Raw genomic sequence first — 25,288 nt, forward strand, 5'->3', positions numbered from 1 at the left:
GGAGTCGTCTGTGAAAACACTTATTCTTTTTTCTACGCGAGACGGACAAACGCGTGAGATTGCCTCTTATCTGGCATCTGAATTAAAAGAGCTGGGCATTTACTCGGATGTGGTGAACCTGAATCGCGCGGAGCATATTGCCTGGCAGGATTATGATCGCGTGGTGATTGGCGCATCCATTCGTTATGGTCATTTCCATCCGGCGCTGGATCGTTTTGTGAAAAAGCATACGGCGATACTTAACAAGTTGCCCGGTGCTTTCTATTCGGTAAACCTGGTTGCCCGTAAAGCCGAAAAACGCACGCCGCAGACTAACAGCTATACGCGTAAGTTTTTGCTGGGTTCGCCCTGGCAGCCAGACCTGTGCGCTGTGTTTGCTGGCGCGCTGCGCTATCCACGCTATCGCTGGTATGACCGTTTTATGATCCGTCTGATTATGAGGATGACCGGCGGTGAAACGGATACACGTAAAGAAGTGGTTTATACCGACTGGTCGCAGGTAGCCAGTTTTGCACGGGAAATCGCACATTTAACGGGCGATTCGCGTCTTAAATAAGCGTTGAGTTTGAAAAGTGAGCGAACGAAAAGTTTTTTGTATTTTGTGCTTGTCACTTCAGAATAACTCCCTATAATGCGCCTCCACTGACACGGAACAACGGCTTACAGGCCGCCGGGTTAGCGGGGTTCAGAGATGAACACCAGCAGAGAAAAGCGAAATAAAATGCTTGACTCTGTAGCGGGAAAGCGTAATATGCACACCCCGCGCCGCAGCGAAAACGAAGCGGCACTGCTCTTTAACAATTTATCAGACAATCTGTGTGGGCACTCAAAGTGACATGGATTCTTAACGTCTTCGGACGATAAATGAATACCAAGTCTCAACGAGTGAACACGTAATTCATTACGAAGTTTAATTCATTGAGCATCAAACTTTTAAATTGAAGAGTTTGATCATGGCTCAGATTGAACGCTGGCGGCAGGCCTAACACATGCAAGTCGGGCGGTAACACAGGGAGCTTGCTCCTGGGTGACGAGCGGCGGACGGGTGAGTAATGTCTGGGAAACTGCCTGATGGAGGGGGATAACTACTGGAAACGGTAGCTAATACCGCATAACGTCGCAAGACCAAAGAGGGGGACCTTCGGGCCTCTTGCCATCAGATGTGCCCAGATGGGATTAGCTAGTAGGTGGGGTAACGGCTCACCTAGGCGACGATCCCTAGCTGGTCTGAGAGGATGACCAGCCACACTGGAACTGAGACACGGTCCAGACTCCTACGGGAGGCAGCAGTGGGGAATATTGCACAATGGGCGCAAGCCTGATGCAGCCATGCCGCGTGTATGAAGAAGGCCTTCGGGTTGTAAAGTACTTTCAGCGGGGAGGAAGGTGTTGTGGTTAATAACCACAGCAATTGACGTTACCCGCAGAAGAAGCACCGGCTAACTCCGTGCCAGCAGCCGCGGTAATACGGAGGGTGCAAGCGTTAATCGGAATTACTGGGCGTAAAGCGCACGCAGGCGGTCTGTCAAGTCGGATGTGAAATCCCCGGGCTCAACCTGGGAACTGCATTCGAAACTGGCAGGCTAGAGTCTTGTAGAGGGGGGTAGAATTCCAGGTGTAGCGGTGAAATGCGTAGAGATCTGGAGGAATACCGGTGGCGAAGGCGGCCCCCTGGACAAAGACTGACGCTCAGGTGCGAAAGCGTGGGGAGCAAACAGGATTAGATACCCTGGTAGTCCACGCCGTAAACGATGTCGACTTGGAGGTTGTGCCCTTGAGGCGTGGCTTCCGGAGCTAACGCGTTAAGTCGACCGCCTGGGGAGTACGGCCGCAAGGTTAAAACTCAAATGAATTGACGGGGGCCCGCACAAGCGGTGGAGCATGTGGTTTAATTCGATGCAACGCGAAGAACCTTACCTACTCTTGACATCCAGAGAACTTAGCAGAGATGCTTTGGTGCCTTCGGGAACTCTGAGACAGGTGCTGCATGGCTGTCGTCAGCTCGTGTTGTGAAATGTTGGGTTAAGTCCCGCAACGAGCGCAACCCTTATCCTTTGTTGCCAGCGGTCCGGCCGGGAACTCAAAGGAGACTGCCAGTGATAAACTGGAGGAAGGTGGGGATGACGTCAAGTCATCATGGCCCTTACGAGTAGGGCTACACACGTGCTACAATGGCGCATACAAAGAGAAGCGACCTCGCGAGAGCAAGCGGACCTCATAAAGTGCGTCGTAGTCCGGATTGGAGTCTGCAACTCGACTCCATGAAGTCGGAATCGCTAGTAATCGTAGATCAGAATGCTACGGTGAATACGTTCCCGGGCCTTGTACACACCGCCCGTCACACCATGGGAGTGGGTTGCAAAAGAAGTAGGTAGCTTAACCTTCGGGAGGGCGCTTACCACTTTGTGATTCATGACTGGGGTGAAGTCGTAACAAGGTAACCGTAGGGGAACCTGCGGTTGGATCACCTCCTTACCTTAAAGAACCTGCCTTTGCAGTGCTCACACAGATTGTCTGATGAAATACAGCAGTAAAAATCTCTGCAGGCTTGTAGCTCAGGTGGTTAGAGCGCACCCCTGATAAGGGTGAGGTCGGTGGTTCAAGTCCACTCAGGCCTACCAAATTTTTGCTGATGCTGCGTTGCGGCGAAACTCACATACTTAAGTATGCTTTGTGTCACCACGCCTTGCCTCAACAAAAATTACCGGTACAGAGGTTGGCAAAACGATGGGGCTATAGCTCAGCTGGGAGAGCGCCTGCTTTGCACGCAGGAGGTCTGCGGTTCGATCCCGCATAGCTCCACCATCTTTTACTGCGAACACAAGAAAACTTCAGAGTGAACCTGAAAAGGTGCACTGCGAAGTTTTGCTCTTTAAAAATCTGGATCAAGCTGAAAATTGAAACGACACATCTTAAATGGTGTGTTCGAGTCTCTCAAATTTTCGCAAGTCGGTGATGAATCGAAAGAAACATCTTCGGGTTGTGAGGTTAAGCGACTAAGCGTACACGGTGGATGCCCTGGCAGTCAGAGGCGATGAAGGACGTGCTAATCTGCGAAAAGCGCCGGCGAGGTGATATGAACCTTTGACCCGGCGATGTCCGAATGGGGAAACCCAGTGTGATTCGTCACACTATCGTTAACTGAATACATAGGTTAACGAGGCGAACCGGGGGAACTGAAACATCTAAGTACCCCGAGGAAAAGAAATCAACCGAGATTCCCCCAGTAGCGGCGAGCGAACGGGGAGCAGCCCAGAGTCTGAATCAGCTTGTGTGTTAGTGGAACGGTCTGGAAAGTCCGGCGATACAGGGTGACAGCCCCGTACACGAAAATGCACAGGTTGTGAACTCGAAGAGTAGGGCGGGACACGTGGTATCCTGTCTGAATATGGGGGGACCATCCTCCAAGGCTAAATACTCCTGACTGACCGATAGTGAACCAGTACCGTGAGGGAAAGGCGAAAAGAACCCCGGCGAGGGGAGTGAAAAAGAACCTGAAACCGTGTACGTACAAGCAGTGGGAGCACCTTCGTGGTGTGACTGCGTACCTTTTGTATAATGGGTCAGCGACTTATATTCTGTAGCAAGGTTAACCGTATAGGGGAGCCGAAGGGAAACCGAGTCTTAACTGGGCGTTAAGTTGCAGGGTATAGACCCGAAACCCGGTGATCTAGCCATGGGCAGGTTGAAGGTTGGGTAACACTAACTGGAGGACCGAACCGACTAATGTTGAAAAATTAGCGGATGACTTGTGGCTGGGGGTGAAAGGCCAATCAAACCGGGAGATAGCTGGTTCTCCCCGAAAGCTATTTAGGTAGCGCCTCGTGAACTCATCTTCGGGGGTAGAGCACTGTTTCGGCTAGGGGGCCATCCCGGCTTACCAACCCGATGCAAACTACGAATACCGAAGAATGTTATCACGGGAGACACACGGCGGGTGCTAACGTCCGTCGTGAAGAGGGAAACAACCCAGACCGCCAGCTAAGGTCCCAAAGTCATGGTTAAGTGGGAAACGATGTGGGAAGGCACAGACAGCCAGGATGTTGGCTTAGAAGCAGCCATCATTTAAAGAAAGCGTAATAGCTCACTGGTCGAGTCGGCCTGCGCGGAAGATGTAACGGGGCTAAACCATGCACCGAAGCTGCGGCAGCGACGCTTATGCGTTGTTGGGTAGGGGAGCGTTCTGTAAGCCGTTGAAGGTGTGCTGTGAGGCATGCTGGAGGTATCAGAAGTGCGAATGCTGACATAAGTAACGATAAAGCGGGTGAAAAGCCCGCTCGCCGGAAGACCAAGGGTTCCTGTCCAACGTTAATCGGGGCAGGGTGAGTCGACCCCTAAGGCGAGGCCGAAAGGCGTAGTCGATGGGAAACAGGTTAATATTCCTGTACTTGGTGTTACTGCGAAGGGGGGACGGAGAAGGCTATGTTAGCCGGGCGACGGTTGTCCCGGTTTAAGCATGTAGGCGGAACGATTAGGTAAATCCGGTCGTTTTTTAACGCTGAGGTGTGATGACGAGGCACTACGGTGCTGAAGTAACAAATGCCCTGCTTCCAGGAAAAGCCTCTAAGCATCAGGTAACATCAAATCGTACCCCAAACCGACACAGGTGGTCAGGTAGAGAATACCAAGGCGCTTGAGAGAACTCGGGTGAAGGAACTAGGCAAAATGGTGCCGTAACTTCGGGAGAAGGCACGCTGATATGTAGGTGAAGCCCCTGCGGGTGGAGCTGAAATCAGTCGAAGATACCAGCTGGCTGCAACTGTTTATTAAAAACACAGCACTGTGCAAACACGAAAGTGGACGTATACGGTGTGACGCCTGCCCGGTGCCGGAAGGTTAATTGATGGGGTTAGCGGCAACGCGAAGCTCTTGATCGAAGCCCCGGTAAACGGCGGCCGTAACTATAACGGTCCTAAGGTAGCGAAATTCCTTGTCGGGTAAGTTCCGACCTGCACGAATGGCGTAATGATGGCCAGGCTGTCTCCACCCGAGACTCAGTGAAATTGAACTCGCTGTGAAGATGCAGTGTACCCGCGGCAAGACGGAAAGACCCCGTGAACCTTTACTATAGCTTGACACTGAACACTGGTCCTTGATGTGTAGGATAGGTGGGAGGCTTTGAAGCGTGGACGCCAGTCTGCGTGGAGCCGACCTTGAAATACCACCCTTTAATGGCTGGTGTTCTAACGTAGACCCGTAATCCGGGTTGCGGACAGTGTCTGGTGGGTAGTTTGACTGGGGCGGTCTCCTCCCAAAGAGTAACGGAGGAGCACGAAGGTTAGCTAATCCTGGTCGGACATCAGGAGGTTAGTGCAATGGCATAAGCTAGCTTGACTGCGAGAGTGACGGCTCGAGCAGGTGCGAAAGCAGGTCATAGTGATCCGGTGGTTCTGAATGGAAGGGCCATCGCTCAACGGATAAAAGGTACTCCGGGGATAACAGGCTGATACCGCCCAAGAGTTCATATCGACGGCGGTGTTTGGCACCTCGATGTCGGCTCATCACATCCTGGGGCTGAAGTAGGTCCCAAGGGTATGGCTGTTCGCCATTTAAAGTGGTACGCGAGCTGGGTTTAGAACGTCGTGAGACAGTTCGGTCCCTATCTGCCGTGGGCGCTGGAGAATTGAGGGGGGCTGCTCCTAGTACGAGAGGACCGGAGTGGACGCATCACTGGTGTTCGGGTTGTCATGCCAATGGCATTGCCCGGTAGCTAAATGCGGAAGAGATAAGTGCTGAAAGCATCTAAGCACGAAACTTGCCCCGAGATGAGTTCTCCCTGAGACTTTAAGTCTCCTGAAGGAACGTTGAAGACGACGACGTTGATAGGTCGGGTGTGTAAGCGTAGCGATACGTTGAGCTAACCGATACTAATGAACCGTGAGGCTTAACCTTACAACGCCGAAGCTGTTTCGGCGAAGAGACAGAATATTTTCAGCTTTGATACAGATTTAACAGAATTTGCCTGGCGGCTTTAGCGCGGTGGTCCCACCTGACCCCATGCCGAACTCAGAAGTGAAACGCCGTAGCGCCGATGGTAGTGTGGGGTCTCCCCATGTGAGAGTAGGGAACTGCCAGGCATCAATTAAAACAAAAGGCCCAGTCGAAAGACTGGGCCTTTTGTTTTATGTGTTGTTTGTCGGTGAGCGCTCTCCAGAGTAGGACAAATCCGCCGGGAGCGGATTTGCACAGCACGGAGTGCTGCCCGCAGGGTGCCGGGCAGGAAGCCCGGCATACAACTGCCAGGCATCAATTAAGAAGAACCCCGTACCGGAAGGTGCGGGGTTTTTTGCTCTGGATTTTCGCGATCCCCTCCTTGAAACTTTCTCACCTTTCGCTTGCAGACTCGACATTCAGCTCATTTCTGGGTATCGTTAGCTGTCTGGATGTCTAAACGTTTATACGTATGCTGTGAGGATATAAGGTTATGCCGATTCGGGTGCAGGACGAGCTACCAGCCGTCAATTTCTTACGTGAAGAAAACGTCTTCGTAATGACGGCTTCACGCGCTACAGGTCAGGAAATTCGCCCGCTGAAGGTGCTTATTCTCAATCTGATGCCGAAAAAGATCGAAACAGAGAACCAGTTCCTGCGTCTGCTTTCGAATTCTCCGCTGCAGGTTGATATTCAGCTGTTGCGGATCGATGCCCGCGAGTCACGTAATACCCCATCCGAGCACCTGAATAACTTCTACTGCAACTTCGACGACATTCGTGATGAAAACTTCGATGGGCTGATCGTCACCGGTGCACCGCTGGGTCTGGTTGAATTTAATGATGTTGCCTACTGGCCGCAGATCAAACAGGTGCTGGAGTGGGCAAAAGATCACGTGACCTCCACGCTGTTTGTCTGTTGGGCGGTACAAGCCGCACTGAATATTCTCTATGGTATCCCGAAGCAAACCCGTACTGAAAAGCTCTCTGGCGTATACGAACACCACATTCTTCATCCTCATGCGTTACTGACGCGCGGTTTCGACGACGTCTTCCTGGCCCCGCACTCCCGCTATGCGGATTTTCCGGCACAGTTGATCCGTGATTACACCGATCTTGAGATCCTGGCGGAAACGGAAGAGGGAGATGCCTATCTGTTTGCCAGCAAAGATAAGCGCATTGCCTTTGTAACCGGACACCCTGAATACGATGCCGATACTCTCGCTGCGGAATTTTTCCGCGATGTTGAAGCCGGTCTGAACCCGGATGTTCCGTATAACTATTTCCCAAAAAACGATCCGCAGAACAAGCCTGGAGCATCCTGGCGCAGCCACGGCAATTTGCTGTTTACTAACTGGCTCAACTATTACGTCTACCAAATAACGCCATACGATCTGCGTCACATGAATCCGACACTGGAGTAATCTTCTGCACTAAACGATCCTAAAGCGTTTCAGCTATTCAAATCAGGCACCTTCGGGTGCCTTTTTTATTTCCGAAATAACACTCAGCAATGAATGAAACTTTAAATTCATATTAATCAATCGATTACGTCAATTTAATTATTAAAATGGAAATTGTTTTTGATTTTAGAAAAATTATGAGTAGTCTTAATTTTGCTGAGCGAAAACTACACAACGATCTTTCGTTCGCATTGGGAGCGTGATTTTGGATCTTTGATGAGGAGCAGAGTAATGACTCAACAGGCAACGACGGTCGATGAACTGGCCTTTACCCAGCCGTATGGCGAGCAGGAGCAGCAAGTTTTGACGGCAGAGGCTGTCGAGTTCCTGACCGGGCTGGTAACCCGCTTTACGCCACAGCGCAATAAGCTGCTGGCAGCGCGTATTCACCAGCAGCAGGAAATTGACAATGGAAAGTTGCCTGGATTTATTTCGGAAACCGCTTCCATTCGACGCGGTGAGTGGAAAATCCGTGGTATTCCCGACGATTTACAGGATCGCCGTGTTGAGATCACCGGCCCTGTAGAGCGCAAAATGGTGATCAACGCCATGAATGCCAACGTCAAAGTCTTTATGGCGGATTTTGAAGATTCTCTGGCACCGGACTGGCGCAAAGTGATCGACGGGCAGATCAACCTGCGTGATGCCGTTAACGGTACTATCAGCTACACCAATGAAGCCGGGAAAATATACCAGCTCAAACCAAATCCGGCTGTGCTGATCTGTCGCGTGCGTGGTCTGCATCTGCCTGAAAAACATGTCACCTGGCGCGGCGAAGCTATCCCAGGCAGCCTGTTTGATTTTGCATTGTACTTCTTCCACAACCATAAAAACCTGCTGGCAAAAGGCAGCGGCCCGTATTTCTACCTGCCAAAAACCCAGTCCTGGCAGGAAGCGGCCTGGTGGAGCGAGGTCTTCAGCTACGCCGAAGATTGCTTCAATCTGTCACGCGGCACAATCAAAGCCACGCTGCTGATTGAAACGCTGCCCGCTGTCTTCCAGATGAATGAGATCCTGCATGCCCTGCGTGACCATATTGTTGGCCTGAACTGCGGACGCTGGGACTATATCTTCAGCTATATCAAAACCCTGAAAAATCATGCTGACCGGGTACTTCCGGATCGCCAGGTTGTCACTATGGATAAACCGTTCCTTAGCGCCTATTCGCGTTTGCTGATTAAAACCTGCCACAAGCGTGGAGCCTTTGCGATGGGCGGTATGGCAGCATTTATCCCGAGCAAAGACGTTGAGCGTAACAACCAGGTACTCAATAAGGTGAAAGCCGATAAAGAGCTGGAAGCACGTAACGGCCATGATGGGACGTGGATTGCGCATCCAGGTCTGGCCGATACGGCGATGGAGGTCTTCAACCGCGTACTCGGCGACAACAAAAACCAGCTGTTTGTCACTCGCGAAGAAGATGCCCCAACCGCGGAAGAGCAACTGCTGGCACCGTGTTCAGGTGAACGTACTGAAGAGGGCATGCGCGCCAATATCCGCGTCGCCGTGCAGTACATCGAAGCATGGATCTCCGGCAACGGCTGCGTACCGATTTACGGCCTGATGGAAGACGCGGCTACGGCGGAGATCTCCCGAACCTCCATCTGGCAGTGGATCCACCATCAGAAAACGCTCAGCAATGGCAAGCCGGTAACCAAAGCCTTGTTCCGCCAGATGCTGGCCGAAGAGATGCGGGTGATCCAGGACGAGCTGGGCGAACACCGCTTCAGCAGCGGACGTTTTGATGATGCCGCACGCCTGATGGAGCAAATCACCACATCAGATGACTTAATCGACTTCCTCACCCTGCCAGGCTACCGCCTGCTGGCGTAATCCACCACATAACAATATGGAGCATCTGCACATGAAAACCCGTACCCAACAGATCGAAGAGTTACAGAAAGAGTGGACACAACCGCGCTGGGAAGGCATCCGCCGTCCGTACAGTGCAGAGGAAGTGGTGAAATTGCGCGGTTCGGTCAACCCGGAATGTACGCTGGCGCAGAATGGCGCGGCGAAAATGTGGCGCTTACTGCACGGCGGTTCCAAAAAGGGTTACATCAACAGCCTTGGTGCGCTGACCGGCGGCCAGGCGCTGCAACAGGCGAAAGCCGGGATTGAAGCGGTCTATCTCTCTGGCTGGCAGGTCGCGGCAGACGCTAACCTGGCCTCCAGCATGTATCCGGATCAGTCTCTTTACCCGGCAAACTCCGTGCCGTCGGTGGTGGATCGGATCAACAACACCTTCCGTCGTGCGGATCAGATCCAGTGGGCGGCAGGCATTGAGCCAAACGATCCGCGCTTTACTGACTACTTCCTGCCGATCGTTGCGGATGCGGAAGCCGGTTTTGGCGGCGTGCTGAACGCATTTGAACTGATGAAATCGATGATTGAGGCCGGTGCAGCGGCCGTTCACTTCGAAGACCAACTGGCGTCAGTGAAGAAGTGCGGACACATGGGCGGTAAAGTGTTAGTTCCGACCCAGGAAGCGATTCAGAAGCTGGTTGCGGCGCGTCTGGCCGCTGACGTACTCGGCGTACCGACGCTGGTGATTGCTCGTACCGATGCCGATGCGGCTGACCTGATCACCTCTGACTGCGACCCGTATGACAGCGAGTTCATTACCGGTGAGCGTACCAGCGAAGGGTTCTACCGCACTCATGCCGGCATTGAGCAGGCGATCAGCCGTGGCCTGGCGTATGCTCCATATGCGGATCTGGTCTGGTGCGAAACCTCCACGCCGGATCTGGCGCTGGCAAAACGCTTTGCCGATGCCATCCATGCAAAATACCCGGGCAAACTGCTGGCCTATAACTGCTCACCGTCCTTTAACTGGCAGAAGAATCTGGATGACAAAACCATCGCCAGCTTCCAGCAGCAGCTGTCCGATATGGGCTACAAATACCAGTTCATCACCCTGGCGGGTATCCACAGCATGTGGTTCAACATGTTCGACCTGGCGCATGCTTACGCGCAGGGTGAAGGCATGAAGCACTATGTTGAGAAGGTTCAGCAACCAGAATTTGCCGCGGGTAAAGAGGGTTATACCTTTGTGTCTCACCAGCAGGAGGTAGGAACTGGCTACTTCGATAACGTGACCACCATCATTCAGGGTGGCGCTTCCTCCGTAACCGCCTTAACGGGTTCAACCGAAGAAGCACAGTTCTGATGATGTCCCCCTCTCCCTTCGGGGAGAGGGTTGGGTGAAGGGGAATGTATGTCGCGTGGCCTGGAATTACTGATCGCACAAACCATCCTGCAGGGTTTCGATGCCCAGTATGGACGTTTTCTGGAAGTGACATCTGGCGCGCAGCAGCGCTTTGAACATGCCGACTGGCATGCGGTTCAGCAGGCTATGAAGCAGCGCATCCATCTCTACGATCACCACGTAGGCCTGGTGGTGGAGCAGCTGCGCTGCATTACCGACGGCAAAAACCCTGATGCGGCTTTTTTACTGCGGGTGAAAGAGCATTACACCCACTTGTTACCCGATTACCCGCGCTTCGAGATTGCGGAGAGCTTTTTCAACTCCGTTTATTGCCGGTTATTTGACCACCGCTCACTATCTCCTGAGCGGTTATTTATTTTCAGCTCCCAGCCGGAACGCCGTTTTCGTACGATTCCGCGCCCGCTGGCGAAAGACTTCTTTCCCGATCACGGCTGGGAGCCGCTGCTGCACCGCATATTAACGGACTTGCCGCTGCGTTTGCCCTGGCAGAATAAAGCCCGGGATATTGGCTATATCATCGCACATCTCAACGAAACCTTTGGTGAGGGGGAGCTCAGGCACAGCCACTTGCAGGTCGCCAATGAGCTTTTCTACCGTAACAAAGCGGCCTGGCTGGTCGGGAAACTGGTGACGCCAACCGCCACGGTCCCGTTTTTGCTGCCTATTCACCGTACTGATGATGGCGAACTGTTTGTCGATACCTGCCTGACGACCAGCGCGGAAGCCAGTATTGTGTTTGGTTTCGCCCGTTCCTATTTCATGGTTTACGCCCCGCTACCTGCGGCGCTGGTGGAGTGGCTACGGGAGATCCTGCCGGGCAAAACCACCGCCGAGCTGTATATGGCAATTGGCTGTCAGAAGCACGCGAAAACCGAAAGCTATCGGGAGTATCTGCACTATATTGCCAGCGCCGATGAGCAATTTATCGAAGCTCCTGGCATTCGCGGCATGGTGATGCTGGTGTTCACCCTGCCGGGGTTTGATCGTGTGTTTAAGGTGATAAAAGACAAATTCGCGCCGCAGAAAGAGATGACCGCCGCTCACGTCCGCGCTTGCTACCAGCTGGTGAAAGAGCACGATCGCGTCGGGCGCATGGCCGATACCCAGGAGTTCGAAAATTTTGTGCTGGATAAGCAGCAGATCGCTCCGGCGCTTATGGCGTTATTACTGCAGGAAGCGCCGGGGAAAATCACCGATCTTGGCGATAAAATTGCGATCAGCCATCTCTACATTGAGCGCCGGATGGTGCCGCTCAATATCTGGCTGGAACAGTCAGACGGCCAGGTCTTGCGGGATGCGATTGAAGAGTATGGCAACGCCATCCGCCAGCTTGCTGCGGCCAATATCTTCCCGGGTGACATGCTGTTTAAAAACTTCGGTGTGACCCGACACGGTCGGGTGGTGTTCTACGATTACGACGAAATTTGCTACATGACTGAGGTGAATTTCCGCGATATTCCAGCGCCGCGCTACCCGGAAGATGAACTGTCTGGCGAACCGTGGTACAGCGTTTCACCCGGCGACGTGTTTCCGGAGGAATTTCGTCACTGGCTGTGTGCTGACCCGCGCATCGGGCCGTTATTTGAAGAGATGCATGATGACCTGTTCCACGCCAGCTACTGGCGCGGGCTGCAAACGCGGATTAAGAACGGGCACGTGGAAGATGTGTATGCTTACCGACGTAAACAGAGGTTTTGCTTCAGATTTTCACCCTCACCCAGTGGGAGAGGGCCGGGGTGATGGCATCAGTCCGCAGTGCAGCCTAATCGCCCGGTGGCGCTGCGCTTACCGGGCCTACGGTCCGAATGTTGGCAGGAAACCACCCTAGCGAATTCCACCATACGCCAGCGTCACCTCTTTCGCCGCCTTAATCACCAGCGCACCCAGCTCGGTTACACGGTCATCGGTCATACGTGAAATCGGCCCGGAGATGGAGATGGCGGCAAACGGCTCACGGTGCTCGTCAAAAATACAGGCAGCAAGGCAGCGCAGGCCGAGCGCATGTTCTTCGTCGTCAAACGAATAGCCGCGTTTACGCGTCAAAGCCAGATCTTCTTTCAGGTGCACGGGGGAAACCAGCGTAGCGTGCGTGTAAGCATGCAGCCCTTTGCGGTGTAACAGCCCCGTGACCTGCTCTTCACTTAGCTGCGACAGAAATGCTTTTCCTGCTCCGGAGGCGTGCATTGGCAGCTTACCGCCAATCGGTGCTGACATACGCATCAGCTGTGTACACTGTACCTGGTCGATGATAATCGCCTGGTGGTCACTCTGGTCCAGCACGGCCAGGTTTACCGTTTCGCCGGAGTCTTCCATCAGCTTGCGCAGAATAGGGTGCACAATCGCCAGCAGATTGCGGCTTTGCAGGAAGCTACTGCCGACAATAAACGCATGCGCGCCCACTGCCCAGTGCCCCAGCTCACCAACCTGACGCACAAAGCCCAGTTGCTGCATGGTGGTCAGCAGGCGGTGCGTGGTGGAATTGGGTAATCCGGCCTGTTGTGCCAGCTCCGTGAGGGCCACGCTGCCGTGTGACTCGGCTATCCACTCCAGTAGCTTCAGGCCGCGCGTAAGCGATTGAACCTGCCCGCCCTGTTGTGCGGCGGTGGTGGCAGCAGGTTTTCTGCCGCGTTTAGCGGGAACGGTCGCGACCATGACGATCTCCTTTTTCTGTATCGTGGAAATCATTTTCGTTTTATTTGGTGATTTTGCAACCGTAATCCTGACTGATCGGATGAGTGATAGTGAACATGTCTCATGTTACCACCGTGTGACTTTTCCACCCTGCGAGATTATGCCAGTATGGATTGCTGGCCTTTTGGCCTGGTTGAGCGTTGTCGGGAGCAAGTGTGAGCAGCAAAGTAGAGCAACTGCGTGCGCAGTTAAATGAACGAATTCTGGTGCTGGACGGCGGCATGGGCACGATGATCCAGGGCTATCGTCTGAGTGAAGACGATTTCCGCGGTGAGCGTTTCGCCGACTGGCCATGTGACCTGAAAGGCAACAACGACCTGCTGGTATTAAGCAAGCCGCACGTCATTGCGGAAATCCACAACGCGTACTTCGAAGCGGGTGCGGATATCGTTGAAACCAACACCTTCAACTCGACAACCATCGCTATGGCGGATTACCAGATGGAATCCCTGTCGGCGGAAATCAACTTTGAAGCGGCGAAGCTGGCGCGCGCCTGCGCGGACGAATGGACGGCCCGCACGCCGGACAAACCGCGCTATGTGGCCGGGGTTCTTGGCCCGACAAACCGTACCGCGTCGATTTCACCGGACGTAAACGACCCGGCGTTTCGTAATATCACCTTCGATCAGCTGGTCACGGCCTACCGTGAATCGACCAAAGCGCTGGTGGAAGGCGGTTCCGATCTGATCCTGATTGAAACGGTATTCGATACCCTCAACGCCAAAGCCGCAATTTACGCGGTGAAGGAGGAGTTCGAGGCGCTGGGCGTTGATCTGCCGATCATGATTTCCGGCACCATTACCGATGCCTCTGGCCGTACCCTGTCCGGCCAGACAACTGAAGCCTTTTATAACTCCCTGCGCCACGCTGATGCGCTCTCCTTCGGCCTGAACTGTGCGCTGGGGCCAGATGAGCTGCGCCAGTACGTGCAGGAACTCTCGCGCATCGCTGAATGCTACGTCACCGCTCACCCGAACGCCGGTTTGCCAAATGCCTTTGGTGAATACGATCTGGATGCGGACACCATGGCAGTGCAAATCCGTGAGTGGGCCGAGTCCGGTTTCCTGAATATCGTCGGTGGCTGCTGCGGCACCACGCCGGAGCACATCGCTGCCATGAGCAATGCGGTGGCCGGGCTGCCGCCGCGTAAACTGCCCGAGCTTCCTGTCGCCTGCCGCCTCTCCGGTCTTGAGCCGTTGACCATCGGTGACGACAGCCTGTTTGTGAACGTGGGTGAACGTACTAACGTCACCGGTTCGGCGAAGTTCAAGCGACTGATTAAAGAAGAAAAATACAGCGAAGCGCTGGACGTTGCTCGCCAGCAGGTAGAAAGCGGCGCGCAGATTATCGATATCAATATGGATGAGGGGATGCTCGACGCCGAAGCGGCGATGGTGCGTTTCCTCAACCTGATCGCCGGTGAACCGGACATCGCCCGCGTGCCGATTATGATTGACTCCTCGAAGTGGGAAGTCATCGAGAAAGGGCTGAAATGTATTCAGGGCAAAGGCATTGTTAACTCCATCTCGATGAAAGAGGGAGTCGATATCTTTATCCACCACGCGAAGCTGGTGCGCCGCTACGGTGCCGCCGTGGTCGTGATGGCCTTTGATGAAGTAGGCCAGGCCGATACTCGTGAGCGTAAAATTGAGATTTGCCGTCGCGCGTACAATATTTTGACCGAAGAGGTGGGCTTCCCGCCGGAAGACATTATCTTCGACCCAAATATCTTTGCGGTCGCGACCGGGATTGAAGAGCACAACAACTATGCTCAGGACTTTATCGGCGCGTGTGAAGACATCAAGCGCGAGCTGCCACATGCGCTGATCTCCGGCGGTGTCTCGAACGTGTCGTTCTCATTCCGTGGTAACGACCCGGTGCGTGAGGCTATCCACGCCGTGTTTCTCTACTACGCCATCCGTAACGGTATGGACATGGGGATTGTCAACGCCGGACAGCTGGCGATTTACGACGATCTGCCTGCGGAGCTGCGCGACGCGGTGGAGGATGTCATCCTCAACCGTCGCGACGATGCCACCGAGCGTATGCTGGATCTGGCTGAGAAATATCGCGGCAGCAAATCCGATGAAGCGGCAAACGTTCAGCAGGCCGAGTGGCGTTCCTGGGACGTGAGAAAACGTCTGGAATATTCGCTGGTCAAAGGCATTACCGAGTTTATCGAGCAGGACACCGAAGAAGCGCGTCAGCAGTCAACACGCCCGATAGAAGTGATCGAAGGTCCGCTGATGGACGGCATGAACGTGGTGGGCGATCTGTTTGGTGAGGGCAAGATGTTCCTGCCGCAGGTGGTGAAATCCGCGCGCGTGATGAAGCAGGCCGTGGCTTATCTTGAACCGTTTATCGAGGCCAGCAAAGAGAAAGGCTCCAGCAACGGGAAAATGGTTATCGCCACCGTGAAAGGCGATGTTCACGACATCGGTAAGAATATCGTCGGTGTGGTGCTGCAGTGTAATAACTACGAAATTATCGACCTCGGTGTGATGGTGCCGGCGGATAAAATCCTCAAAACCGCGCGCGAAGTGAATGCTGACCTGATTGGCCTTTCCGGGCTGATTACACCGTCGCTGGACGAGATGGTCAACGTGGCAAAAGAGATGGAACGCCAGGGCTTTACCATTCCGTTGTTGATTGGCGGGGCGACCACCTCAAAAGCGCACACGGCGGTGAAAATCGAGCAGAACTACAGTGGCCCGACGGTCTATGTGCAGAACGCCTCGCGTACCGTGGGTGTTGTCTCTGCGCTGCTTTCCGCCACACAGCACGATGACTTTGTGGCACGCACCCGCAAAGAGTACGAAACCGTTCGTATTCAGCACGCGCGTAAAAAACCCCGCACGCCGCCGGTTACGTTACAGGCCGCGCGCGATAACGATCTGGCGTTTGACTGGCCGAGCTATACGCCACCGGTGGCGCATCGCCTGGGCGTGCAGGAGGTTACCGCCAGCATCGAAACGCTGCGTAACTACATCGACTGGACACCGTTCTTTATGACCTGGTCGCTGGCAGGTAAATATCCGCGCATCCTCGAAGATGACGTGGTGGGGGAAGAGGCACAGCGCCTGTTCAACGACGCTAACGAGATGCTGGATAAGCTGAGTGCAGAGAAAACCCTCAACCCGCGCGGTGTGGTGGGCCTGTTCCCGGCAAACCGTGTGGGGGACGACATCGAAATTTATCGCGATGAAACCCGCACGCACGTGCTGACGGTGAGCCGTCACCTGCGCCAGCAAACCGAGAAAGTGGGCTTTGCTAACTACTGCCTGGCCGATTTCGTTGCACCGAAACTTTCCGGGAAAGCCGATTACATCGGCGCATTTGCCGTGACCGGTGGTCTGGAAGAAGATGCGCTGGCGGATGCGTTCGAAGCGCAACACGATGACTACAACAAAATCATGGTCAAAGCGATTGCTGACCGTCTGGCAGAAGCCTTTGCGGAGTACCTGCACGAGCGTGTGCGCAAGGTGTACTGGGGTTATGCGGCGAATGAGAACCTCAGCAACGAGGAGTTGATCCGCGAAAACTACCAGGGCATTCGTCCGGCACCGGGTTACCCGGCCTGCCCGGAACACACCGAAAAGGGCACTATCTGGAAGCTGCTGGATGTGGAAGCGCACACCGGCATGAAACTGACCGAGTCCTTTGCCATGTGGCCGGGCGCGTCTGTATCCGGCTGGTACTTCAGCCATCCGGACAGCAAATACTTCGCCGTGGCACAGCTGCAGCGTGACCAGATCGAGGACTACGCCCTGCGCAAAGGCATGAGCGTGTCCGAAGTCGAGCGTTGGTTAGCGCCTAACCTGGGCTACGACGCCGACTGACGTCACTTTTCCTTACAACAAACAGGGCACGCATCGGGTGCCCTGTCTCTTTCTTACGCTTAAACCCTTATACTGAACCTAAGGAAACCTATAACGATAAGGAGAACCCCCTTCCGTGCTGACTCTGTTACACCTGCTCTCTGCCGTGGCATTGCTGGTATGGGGCACGCATATTGTCCGTACCGGTGTCATGCGCGTATTTGGCGCGCGCTTACGTACCGTTCTCAGCAGCAGCGTTGAGAAGAAGCCACTTGCCTTCTGTGCGGGCATCGGTGTGACGGCGCTGGTTCAGAGCAGTAATGCCACCACTATGCTCGTTACCTCGTTTGTGGCACAGGATCTGGTGGCGCTGGCTCCGGCGCTGGTTATCGTGCTCGGTGCTGATGTGGGGACCGCGCTGATGGCGCGTATCCTGACTTTCGATCTCTCCTGGCTGTCGCCGCTGCTGATTTTTATCGGCGTTATCTTCTTCCTCGGTCGTAAACAAACCCGCGCCGGACAGCTTGGCCGCGTGGCAATTGGCCTGGGGCTGATCCTGCTGGCGCTGGAACTGATTGTGCAGGCGGTCACCCCCATCACTCAGGCCAACGGCGTGCAGGTTATCTTCGCCTCGCTGACGGGTGACATCATGCTGGATGCGTTGATTGGCGCGGTGTTTGCCATCGTCAGCTACTCCAGCCTGGCGGCCGTCTTGCTGACTGCAACGCTCACCACCGCAGGGGTGATCTCCTTCCCGGTGGCGCTGTGTCTGGTTATCGGTGCCAACCTCGGCTCGGGACTGCTGGCGATGCTGAACAACAGCGCCGCGAATGCCGCCGCTCGCCGCGTGGCGCTTGGTAGCCTGCTGTTTAAGCTGGTGGGTAGCCTGATCATTTTGCCTTTTGTTCACACGCTGGCGAACCTGATGGACAACCTCCCGCTGCCGAAGGCGGAACTGGTTATTTACTTCCACGTCTTCTACAACCTGACGCGTTGCCTGGCGATGGTGCCTTTTGTTGCGCCAATGGCCCGTTTTTGCGAGCGTCTTATCCGCGATGAGCCTGAACTGGATGCACGTCTGAAACCGAAGCATCTGGACACCACGGTACTGGATACTCCCGCGCTGGCCATTGCCAATGCCGCTCGTGAAACGCTGCGCATAGGCGATGCGATGGAAACCATGCTTGAAGGGCTGCAAAAGGTGATGCACGGTGAGCCGCGCGAAGAGAAAGAACTGCGCAGGATAGCGGACGACATTAACGTGCTTTACACCGCCATCAAGCTTTATCTGGCACGTATTCCGCAGGATGAACTGGCGGAAGAGGAGTCCCGTCGTTGGGCAGAAATCATTGAAATGTCGCTCAACCTGGAACAGGCTTCGGATATCGTTGAACGCATGGGCAGTGAAATCGCCGACAAATCGCTGGCCACGCGGCAGGCCTTCTCGGGTGAAGGTTTAAAAGAGCTTGAAGCGCTGCACGAACAGCTGGTGAGCAACCTGAAGCTGGCGATGTCGGTCTTCTTCTCCAGTGACGTGCCGAGCGCGCGACGCCTGCGCCGTAATAAACACCGTTTCCGCATTCTCAACCGTCGCTACTCGCATGCTCACGTTGAGCGTCTGCATCAGCAAAACGTGCAAAGTATCGAAACCAGCTCCCTGCACCTGGGGCTGCTGGGGGACATGAAACGTCTGAACTCGTTGTTCTGCGCGGTAGCATACAGCGTGATGGAACAGCCGGACGAAGATGACGAACGGGATGAGTATTAATCTCTGAAAGCGCCTCGCAAAACCGTTTTGCGAGGCGTGACACTCTTTAATGAGCAATCTACCCTTAGCCCTCATATTTTTAAGGGAATAGGAAATGCTCATATACTACGCTACACTTCGCCAATTCATGCGCACTCCAATGGGGGTTATCATGCGCACAGTCAAAGGAATTAAAAAATCGGTCAATGTCTCTTTAGCACCAGAAATACTGGAAGAGGCCCGAAAGCTTAAACTCAATCTTTCAGCTGTGCTAACAGAGGCATTGCAGGAGAAGTTTCGCGAAAATCAACGTACGGTTTGGCTTGAAGAGAATCAGGACGCTATCGATGCCGTTAACCGGTGGGTCGATGAAAACGGTTCTTTCAGCGATTTTCAGAGGTCGTTCTGATGGAGCAATATTTTGCTTATGAGAACACGGGTAACGGGAAGAAAGTCTATCCCTGGTTGATCAATATGCAGCACCCCGTTGCGAATGTGATGAAACATGTTTTGGTTGCCCCCGCGATCGAGCTGGACAACCTGGCTGGCAGCAATCTACCTGCGAAAGTTTGCCCTGTCGTTGAAATCGCGGGAAAACCCTGTGTCGTAATGATGCATATGATGTCTGGAATCCCAGCAAAAGAAATTGGTGAGAGCGTTGCAGATCTTACCGATAAAAGGGCTTCTCTACGGGATGCGCTCGATTTTCTTATCAATGGCTACTAAGGCATTTTGGTCAGCCGCAAGGTAAGGTATATTTCGCCTTTACAGGAGAAACTATGCTGCCAACTCAATCAACCCGATTAAACAAATACATTAGCGAGAGCGGTATCTGCTCACGTCGCGAGGCTGACCGTTACATTGAACAGGGTAACGTGTTCCTCAACGGCAAACGCGCCACTATTGGCGACCAGGTGGTGCCCGGTGATGTGGTCAAAGTGAATGGTCAGGTCATCGAACCGCGTGATGCAGAAGATCTGGTGTTTATCGCGTTGAACAAACCGGTTGGGGTTGTCAGTACCACGGAAGATGGCGAGCGGGACAACATCGTTGATTTCGTTAACCACAGCAGCCGTATTTTCCCGATTGGTCGTCTGGATAAAGACTCCCAGGGTCTTATTTTCCTGACTAACCACGGCGACCTGGTCAATAAAATTCTGCGTGCCGGTAACGACCACGAGAAAGAGTACATCGTTACGGTCAATAAGCCGGTCACGGATGAATTTATTCGCGGTATGGGCGCAGGCGTGCCAATCCTCGGAACCGTCACGAAAAAGTGCAAGGTGAAGAAGGAAGCGCCGTTTGCGTTCCGTATTACTCTGGTACAGGGCTTAAACCGTCAGATCCGCCGTATGTGCGAGCACTTTGGTTATGAAGTGACGAAGCTGGAGCGTACGCGCATCATGAATGTCAGCCTGTCCGGTATCCCGCTGGGCGAGTGGCGCGATTTAACCGGTGACGAGCTGATTGAGCTGTTTAAGCTTATCGAAAACTCCTCGTCCGAGGCGAAGCCAAAAACCAAAGCGAAGCCAAAAACGCAGGCAATTAAGCGTCCTGTGGTAAAAGCGCCACAAGCGGAAGAAAAGGGGCGGGGCAAACCGGCTAACGGGAAGCGCTTCGCCCAGCCGGGCCGTAAAAAGAAAGGGCGCTGATTAGCGCCTTCCACGGGTTGAGGTATTGGCCGACCAGGAAAAGGTCGTCTCGGTATCCGGTTTATAAGCCTGCTGCTTTTTCAGTTTGCGGGCTTTCTTCGCCTCGGCATCGCGCTGAGCCATCAGTTTGTCGATGTACTCTTTTTTAACCTGATTGGTTTCGGCGTTCGTCAGCGTGCGGCCATGTGCGATGCGGGCGCGGTCGAGTAGCGTTTTAAGTTCGCGCTGCTCGGCTTCCGTCATGTCTTTCTGGGTCAGTCGTGGTGTAGCCATTGCTGAAGCCTCCTGATGGGAAGGTTTCAGTGTAAAGCAAACGCAGCAAATTAAACCTGTTTCACCACATCTTTTTTCGGTTGCTCATCAATGGGTTTGCCGGACCAGTAGCCACCCAGCAGACCAAGGGGGTTATGCAGCACTACCGCGACAATCACCACAAAGCCCACGGAGGCAATGTGCGATAATGTTGCAAGTGTTTGTTATAAAAAGCCGGGGTCGAGCCCGGCTATAGTTATTGTTTATCGCGTAAGGAAATAATGTTCAAATGGATTATGTCCGGATGCTTTCCCAGCTCAGACTAAAGCGAGCCAGATATTTGCGCAGTCGGTCAGCGTCGTTAGGATTGGCTTTTTTGAGCCGTGAAACGGCAAACAGCTCTCGTCCGGCCTCAGACAACGATGCGCTGCGGCGACACACCTCTAGCACCGTTTCCAGTTGCCGCTGGTCAAAGAGGTCAATCTCCATGCAAGTTGCAGGCTGTGGCATGTCAGTTTGCCAGTCGGTCTGAAGCCGGGAAATCTCCTCCAGCACCAGATCCTGAGTAATACGCCCTCGTTCCGCCAGCGTCGCCATGCGTGCGACGCTTGCGCTCAGCTCGCGAAAGTTGCCGCGCCACAGTGCCCTGCTGGAACAGGCAAAGGTCAGATAGCCTTCGCGCGCTTCTTTATCGAAGCGGATTTGCGTCTGGCTTTCGCGAGAGAAACGTTGAAGTTCGTAGTCGACATTCGGCGTGATGTCCTCTTTCCGTTGGGCAAGGCCGGGCAAGGCAAAGCTCCACATATTAATACGGGCATAGAGATCTTCACGAAAACGTCCCTCTGCCACCCACTGGCGCATATCACGGTGGGTTCCGGCGATAAGCTGAAAATCGCTGTGAACTTCTTTGTCGGAGCCAAACGGGAAAAAGGTTTTCTCTTCAATGGCTTTGAGCAGCATCGCCTGTTCATCCAGGCCTAGTTCGGCAATCTCGTCGAGGAAAAGGACGCCGCCATCGGCTTCACGCAGCAGGCCGCTGCGTGCCGACAGTGCGCCGGTAAAGGCCCCTTTCACGTGGCCGAACAGCGTGGACATGGCGTTATCACCGCGCAGGGTCGCGCAGTTGACGGAAACCAGCTTGCCGGAAACCTGATGGCGTGACTGCTTAAGCTGATAAATGCGGTTCGCGAGGAACGACTTACCCGCGCCGGTGGGGCCGGTCAGCAGGATAGGTGCTGTGGAACGGAGCGCCACGCGTTCAATCTTGTCGATAAGACTGTTAAAGGTGGCGTTTCGCGTATCAATGCCCGCTTTCAGAAATGATATTGACTGCTGCTGCTCGCGCTGAAAGCGGTTGGTGAGGGTCGTGTAGCGACTTAAATCCAGGTCGATAATTGAGTAAGTTCCGGCTGCGATCTCCTCAGGAGAGGCTTCTTTTCTGGCAGGTCCAGTCTGTAAAAGGCTGGCGGGAAGATAGCGGGCTTCTGTCAGCAGGAACCAGCAGATCTGCGCCACATGCGTGCCGGTGGTGATGTGGACGAAATACTCTTCGTGCTCGGTATCAAAAGTGTACTGGGTGGCAAAATCGAGAAATGCGGCATAAACATCTTCGAAATCCCACGGATCTTCAATGATTACCGTGCTGGGACGTACCTCGGTATGGGGGGAAACCAGCACAATATCTTGCGCCAGTTGCTGGGCCATGCCGAGATCTCGCGGTTGATGAAGCAACTCCAGCCTGTCGACCGGGAAATCCGGCTGTTGGCACAGCCCAACGGTCGGTCGCCATTTGCGAAAGCGATTAGCCCGTTTTCCCCGTTTATCCATCACGGTGCCAAGCACCCCGATTACCACCCGTCGCTTCTTCATATTTATCCAGAAAGATAATTATTGATAGTAAAGGATAAAAAATATTGAGCCGAACGGCAATGGATGAAAATAGTGGTCAATAAAAATCCATTAATAATTAATGAAATAAAAAAATAAAACGATGATTTTTGTTTTTGGCACGATTCTGGCAATACAGATAACGTCACGACGTTGAGCACACAGGGGGTTAAGGCCCCGTCGGCGCATCAGGAACTGCAAGGCTGTTTTCCGGGGGCGTTCCGTCAACCAATGACACACAGAAGGGTTCGATTCCCGATTCATTCTCCCAATGAAAACTGGTCGTAAACATCAAAGTAAAAACGGGGTATTGCGCAGTCAGCAATCCCAATGAAGGCCGCCGGTAACGGTGCCGGATCGCAGGCGAAAAGGCATTCCCCTGTGATTTCGTGCCTGCACCCGCGCCTGACTTTAAGGAATATAAAATGGCTAAAAAAATCACGATAAAAAAAGGTCAGTTAGGACTGGTAGCAAAAGCTGGCGATTATTACCGGGTACTGGAGGCGGGCGAACACCGTCTGGGGTGGTTCAATACGGACGACGTGCTGGTGGTGAGCCAGGACGGCAGTGAGGTGCCGGATGCGCTGGCGGATTATCTGCGCCGCTTTCAGCCTGACTGGGTGGCACGTTACTGCCTGGCGGTTGATCTTACTGCGGATGAAATCGGGGTGTTATCGAACAACGGTGTATTGCAGGAGATTGTGCCGCCTTGTACACGTTGTCTGTACTGGCAGCAGGATGCTGCGTTGACCCTGAAAAGAATCGATACCCGCGACGTGCAGGTGCCGGTGGATGTGATGAATGCTGCTCTGCAACCGCGTCGTAATGGCGCGGTAAAGGGGCGCGACGCGATGCTGGTCGTACAGGTACCTGCCTGGCACGTTGGGATGGTGAAAATCGACGGAGAAATTCAGGCACTGTTACCGCCGGGCCTGACGGCATACTGGAAAATTAACCATCTCGTAGAGGCAGAGGTAGTGGATACACGCCTTCAGGTGGTGGAAGTGAGTGGGCAGGAGATCCTGACGAAGGACAAAGTTAACCTGCGCCTGAACCTGGCGGCCAACTGGCGCTACGGCGACGTGCTGCAGGCGTGCGGACAGCTTACGAAACCGTTGGAACATTTGTACCGCGAACTCCAGTTCGCACTGCGTGAGGCGGTCGGCACCCGCACTCTCGATGAGTTACTGGAAGATAAGCAGATCATTGATGAGGTGGTCAGCAAACAGGTGCAAGGCCGCCTGTTACCCTTTGGAATGGAAATTGCGTCACTTGGGGTAAAAGACATTGTTTTACCTGGTGATATGAAAACGATTTTATCCCGTCTGGTAGAGGCTGAAAAATCGGCCCAGGCGAATGTTATTCGCCGACGCGAAGAAACGGCGGCGACACGATCGCTGTTAAACACCGCAAAGGTGATGGAGAACAACCCGGTGGCGCTGCGTTTAAAAGAGCTGGAAACCCTGGAAAGGGTCGCGGAACGTATCGACAAAATTTCGGTATTTGGTGGTCTGGACCAGGTATTACACGGCCTTGTTAATCTGAAAGGATAGCGCAATGCAACAGAGCGATTTTGAATTACTGACGGCGTCAAACGGCGCACCGATCAAAATGTGGACTCACGGCGTTCCCGTGGAGCCAGAGGCGCAATTGCTGAGTACTGCAAAGATGCCGTTTATTTTCAAACACCTTGCGGTGATGCCCGACGTACATCTCGGTAAAGGCTCTAAAGACATCGAGGCAGTGATGGCAGCGCAATCGTCGCTGGTGGAGATCGTTCACACCCTGCGTCAGGTAGTATGTGTAAAAGGATGAAAAATGAGCAACAACGATGTTGATAGCGCGATGCGTGAACGCGTCTGCGGGCAACTTCACGATATAGAGCAGCGCTATAACGTGCGCGTGCTCTACGCCTGTGAATCAGGCAGTAGGGGATGGGGGTTTGCCTCACCGGATAGCGATTATGATGTGAGGTTTTTGTATGTTCACCGCCCTGAATGGTATCTGCGCGTCGAGTCCCAGCGGGATGTGATCGAGCTGCCGATAGATGATGAACTGGACGTATGTGGCTGGGAATGGCGTAAGGCTCTGGGCCTGTTGAAGGGTGCAAATCCGACGCTAATAGAATGGCTGGATTCCCCTGTTGTCTATCAGGAAGATGAAACGGTGCTGGCCGAGCTGCGCGCGCTGATACCCGCGTGGTTCTCGCCATTGCGCGCCCGCTGGCATTACTTCTCAATGGCCCGGAAAAACTTCCGTGGATATTTACAGGGGGAAACGGTTCGGCTGAAAAAGTATTTTTATGTCCTGCGCCCTTTGCTGGCGGTGCGGTGGGTAGAAGCGGGGAAGGGCGTTCCACCTATGCGTTTTGCCGCACTGCTTGCCGGGAGTGAACTGTGTGCGCCGTTACGTGCGGAAATTGATGCATTGCTGGAAATAAAACAGCGCGCAGGTGAAGCGGAATATGGTCCTAAACGGCCATTAATCCACGCTTTTTTGCAAAGTGAGCTGGTGAGAGGAGAATTACCGCCGGTACTACCCGACAGCAGTGAAGGAGATTTAAAAGATCTGGATTCGCTGCTGATGAGAACAGTAATGAAAAGCTAAAGAATGGCCCGG

General features: G+C 53.8%; 15 protein-coding genes, 2 tRNA genes, 3 rRNA genes and 1 pseudogene. 18 read left to right on the forward strand and 3 right to left on the reverse strand.

The window, feature by feature from the left end:
- Positions 1-10 precede the first annotated feature (10 nt).
- The 10 genes from hemG (at position 11) to aceK (ending at position 12,362) form a co-directional block, all read left to right on the forward strand.
- Positions 11-556 (forward strand): menaquinone-dependent protoporphyrinogen IX dehydrogenase, encoded by a 546-nt coding sequence (gene hemG, locus HV318_RS14840; RefSeq protein ID WP_182273357.1) that lies wholly within the window; start codon positions 11-13, stop codon positions 554-556.
- Between the two features lie 379 nt (positions 557-935).
- Positions 936-2,475, forward strand: a 16S ribosomal RNA gene (locus tag HV318_RS14845).
- Positions 2,476-2,544: 69 nt separating this feature from the next.
- Positions 2,545-2,621: transfer RNA gene (locus HV318_RS14850), tRNA-Ile, on the forward strand.
- Positions 2,622-2,729: 108 nt separating this feature from the next.
- Positions 2,730-2,805, forward strand: a tRNA-Ala gene (locus HV318_RS14855).
- Between the two features lie 181 nt (positions 2,806-2,986).
- A 23S ribosomal RNA gene (locus HV318_RS14860) occupies positions 2,987-5,892 on the forward strand.
- Between the two features lie 69 nt (positions 5,893-5,961).
- Positions 5,962-6,077 (forward strand): 5S ribosomal RNA (gene rrf / locus HV318_RS14865).
- The 16S, 23S and 5S rRNA genes sit together here with 2 tRNA genes alongside, the layout of an rRNA operon.
- 347 nt (positions 6,078-6,424) lie before the next feature.
- Positions 6,425-7,354 (forward strand): homoserine O-acetyltransferase MetA, encoded by a 930-nt coding sequence (gene metA / locus HV318_RS14870; protein ID WP_182273358.1) that lies wholly within the window; start codon positions 6,425-6,427, stop codon positions 7,352-7,354.
- A gap of 270 nt (positions 7,355-7,624) precedes the next feature.
- A complete protein-coding gene (aceB, locus tag HV318_RS14875) occupies positions 7,625-9,226 on the forward strand; it encodes a malate synthase A (RefSeq protein WP_182273359.1) in 1,602 nt (533 codons plus the stop codon).
- 31 nt (positions 9,227-9,257) lie between these two features.
- Entirely contained in the window at positions 9,258-10,562 is a 1,305-nt protein-coding gene (aceA, locus tag HV318_RS14880; protein WP_182273360.1) for an isocitrate lyase, read from the forward strand.
- A gap of 48 nt (positions 10,563-10,610) precedes the next feature.
- Positions 10,611-12,362: a bifunctional isocitrate dehydrogenase kinase/phosphatase gene (aceK, locus tag HV318_RS14885; RefSeq protein WP_182273361.1), complete on the forward strand. Its 1,752-nt coding sequence runs from the start codon at positions 10,611-10,613 to the stop codon at positions 12,360-12,362.
- Between the two features lie 84 nt (positions 12,363-12,446).
- Here the strand turns inward: aceK and iclR are convergent, their stop codons facing one another.
- Positions 12,447-13,274, reverse strand: coding sequence for a glyoxylate bypass operon transcriptional repressor IclR (gene iclR / locus HV318_RS14890; RefSeq protein ID WP_147430030.1), 828 nt, complete (start codon positions 13,272-13,274; stop codon positions 12,447-12,449).
- A 194-nt stretch (positions 13,275-13,468) separates the two neighbouring features.
- Between iclR and metH the strand changes: the two genes are divergently transcribed.
- From metH to rluF, 5 genes are all read left to right on the forward strand, one after another.
- Entirely contained in the window at positions 13,469-17,152 is a 3,684-nt protein-coding gene (metH, locus tag HV318_RS14895) for a methionine synthase (RefSeq protein ID WP_182273362.1), read from the forward strand.
- A gap of 115 nt (positions 17,153-17,267) precedes the next feature.
- Positions 17,268-18,899, forward strand: a complete 1,632-nt coding sequence (locus HV318_RS14900; protein ID WP_182273363.1) for a Na/Pi cotransporter family protein — start codon at positions 17,268-17,270, stop codon at positions 18,897-18,899.
- A 94-nt stretch (positions 18,900-18,993) separates the two neighbouring features.
- Positions 18,994-19,287, forward strand: a complete 294-nt coding sequence (locus HV318_RS14905; RefSeq protein ID WP_182273364.1) for a type II toxin-antitoxin system CcdA family antitoxin — start codon at positions 18,994-18,996, stop codon at positions 19,285-19,287.
- The gene (locus tag HV318_RS14910) at positions 19,287-19,604 is read left to right on the forward strand and encodes a CcdB family protein (RefSeq protein ID WP_182273365.1); all 318 of its coding nucleotides are present in this window, start codon (positions 19,287-19,289) and stop codon (positions 19,602-19,604) included. The genes HV318_RS14905 and HV318_RS14910 overlap by 1 nt, the downstream gene beginning before the upstream one ends.
- A gap of 53 nt (positions 19,605-19,657) precedes the next feature.
- Entirely contained in the window at positions 19,658-20,530 is an 873-nt protein-coding gene (rluF, locus tag HV318_RS14915; RefSeq protein WP_182273366.1) for a 23S rRNA pseudouridine(2604) synthase RluF, read from the forward strand.
- Here rluF and yjbD read toward each other — a convergent pair whose 3' ends face one another.
- The gene (yjbD, locus tag HV318_RS14920; RefSeq protein WP_014830263.1) at positions 20,531-20,803 is read right to left on the reverse strand and encodes a YjbD family protein; all 273 of its coding nucleotides are present in this window, start codon (positions 20,801-20,803) and stop codon (positions 20,531-20,533) included.
- Between the two features lie 273 nt (positions 20,804-21,076).
- Positions 21,077-22,651 (reverse strand): RNA repair transcriptional activator RtcR, encoded by a 1,575-nt coding sequence (rtcR, locus tag HV318_RS14925; RefSeq protein WP_182273367.1) that lies wholly within the window; start codon positions 22,649-22,651, stop codon positions 21,077-21,079.
- A 443-nt stretch (positions 22,652-23,094) separates the two neighbouring features.
- Here rtcR and HV318_RS14930 point away from each other — a divergent pair, with 443 nt between their 5' ends.
- From HV318_RS14930 to HV318_RS14940, 3 genes and pseudogenes are all read left to right on the forward strand, one after another.
- On the forward strand, positions 23,095-24,222 hold the full coding sequence (locus HV318_RS14930; RefSeq protein ID WP_182273368.1) for a slipin family protein: 1,128 nt from the start codon (positions 23,095-23,097) through the stop codon (positions 24,220-24,222).
- Positions 24,223-24,226: 4 nt separating this feature from the next.
- Positions 24,227-24,439, forward strand: a pseudogene (locus tag HV318_RS14935) (RtcB family protein); the annotation flags it as partial.
- Positions 24,440-24,487: 48 nt separating this feature from the next.
- Positions 24,488-25,276 (forward strand): nucleotidyltransferase domain-containing protein, encoded by a 789-nt coding sequence (locus tag HV318_RS14940; protein WP_182273370.1) that lies wholly within the window; start codon positions 24,488-24,490, stop codon positions 25,274-25,276.
- Positions 25,277-25,288: the final 12 nt, after the last annotated feature.

The sequence above is a fragment of the Enterobacter sp. RHBSTW-00901 genome, assembly GCF_014103115.1.
Lineage (GTDB): Bacteria > Pseudomonadota > Gammaproteobacteria > Enterobacterales > Enterobacteriaceae > Enterobacter > Enterobacter cloacae_P.

What these genes read in the sequence shown, in the direction of transcription:
- metA (WP_182273358.1), top strand. Translation starts at nt 6,425, where the DNA reads ATGCCGATTCGGGTGCAGGACGAGCTACCAGCCGTCAATTTCTTACGT.
- aceB (WP_182273359.1), top strand. Translation starts at nt 7,625, where the DNA reads ATGACTCAACAGGCAACGACGGTCGATGAACTGGCCTTTACCCAGCCG.
- aceA (WP_182273360.1), top strand. Translation starts at nt 9,258, where the DNA reads ATGAAAACCCGTACCCAACAGATCGAAGAGTTACAGAAAGAGTGGACA.
- aceK (WP_182273361.1), top strand. Translation starts at nt 10,611, where the DNA reads ATGTCGCGTGGCCTGGAATTACTGATCGCACAAACCATCCTGCAGGGT.
- iclR (WP_147430030.1), bottom strand. Translation starts at nt 13,274, where the DNA reads ATGGTCGCGACCGTTCCCGCTAAACGCGGCAGAAAACCTGCTGCCACC.
- HV318_RS14905 (WP_182273364.1), top strand. Translation starts at nt 18,994, where the DNA reads ATGCTCATATACTACGCTACACTTCGCCAATTCATGCGCACTCCAATG.
- HV318_RS14910 (WP_182273365.1), top strand. Translation starts at nt 19,287, where the DNA reads ATGGAGCAATATTTTGCTTATGAGAACACGGGTAACGGGAAGAAAGTC.
- rluF (WP_182273366.1), top strand. Translation starts at nt 19,658, where the DNA reads ATGCTGCCAACTCAATCAACCCGATTAAACAAATACATTAGCGAGAGC.
- yjbD (WP_014830263.1), bottom strand. Translation starts at nt 20,803, where the DNA reads ATGGCTACACCACGACTGACCCAGAAAGACATGACGGAAGCCGAGCAG.
- rtcR (WP_182273367.1), bottom strand. Translation starts at nt 22,651, where the DNA reads ATGAAGAAGCGACGGGTGGTAATCGGGGTGCTTGGCACCGTGATGGAT.
- HV318_RS14930 (WP_182273368.1), top strand. Translation starts at nt 23,095, where the DNA reads ATGGCTAAAAAAATCACGATAAAAAAAGGTCAGTTAGGACTGGTAGCA.
- HV318_RS14940 (WP_182273370.1), top strand. Translation starts at nt 24,488, where the DNA reads ATGAGCAACAACGATGTTGATAGCGCGATGCGTGAACGCGTCTGCGGG.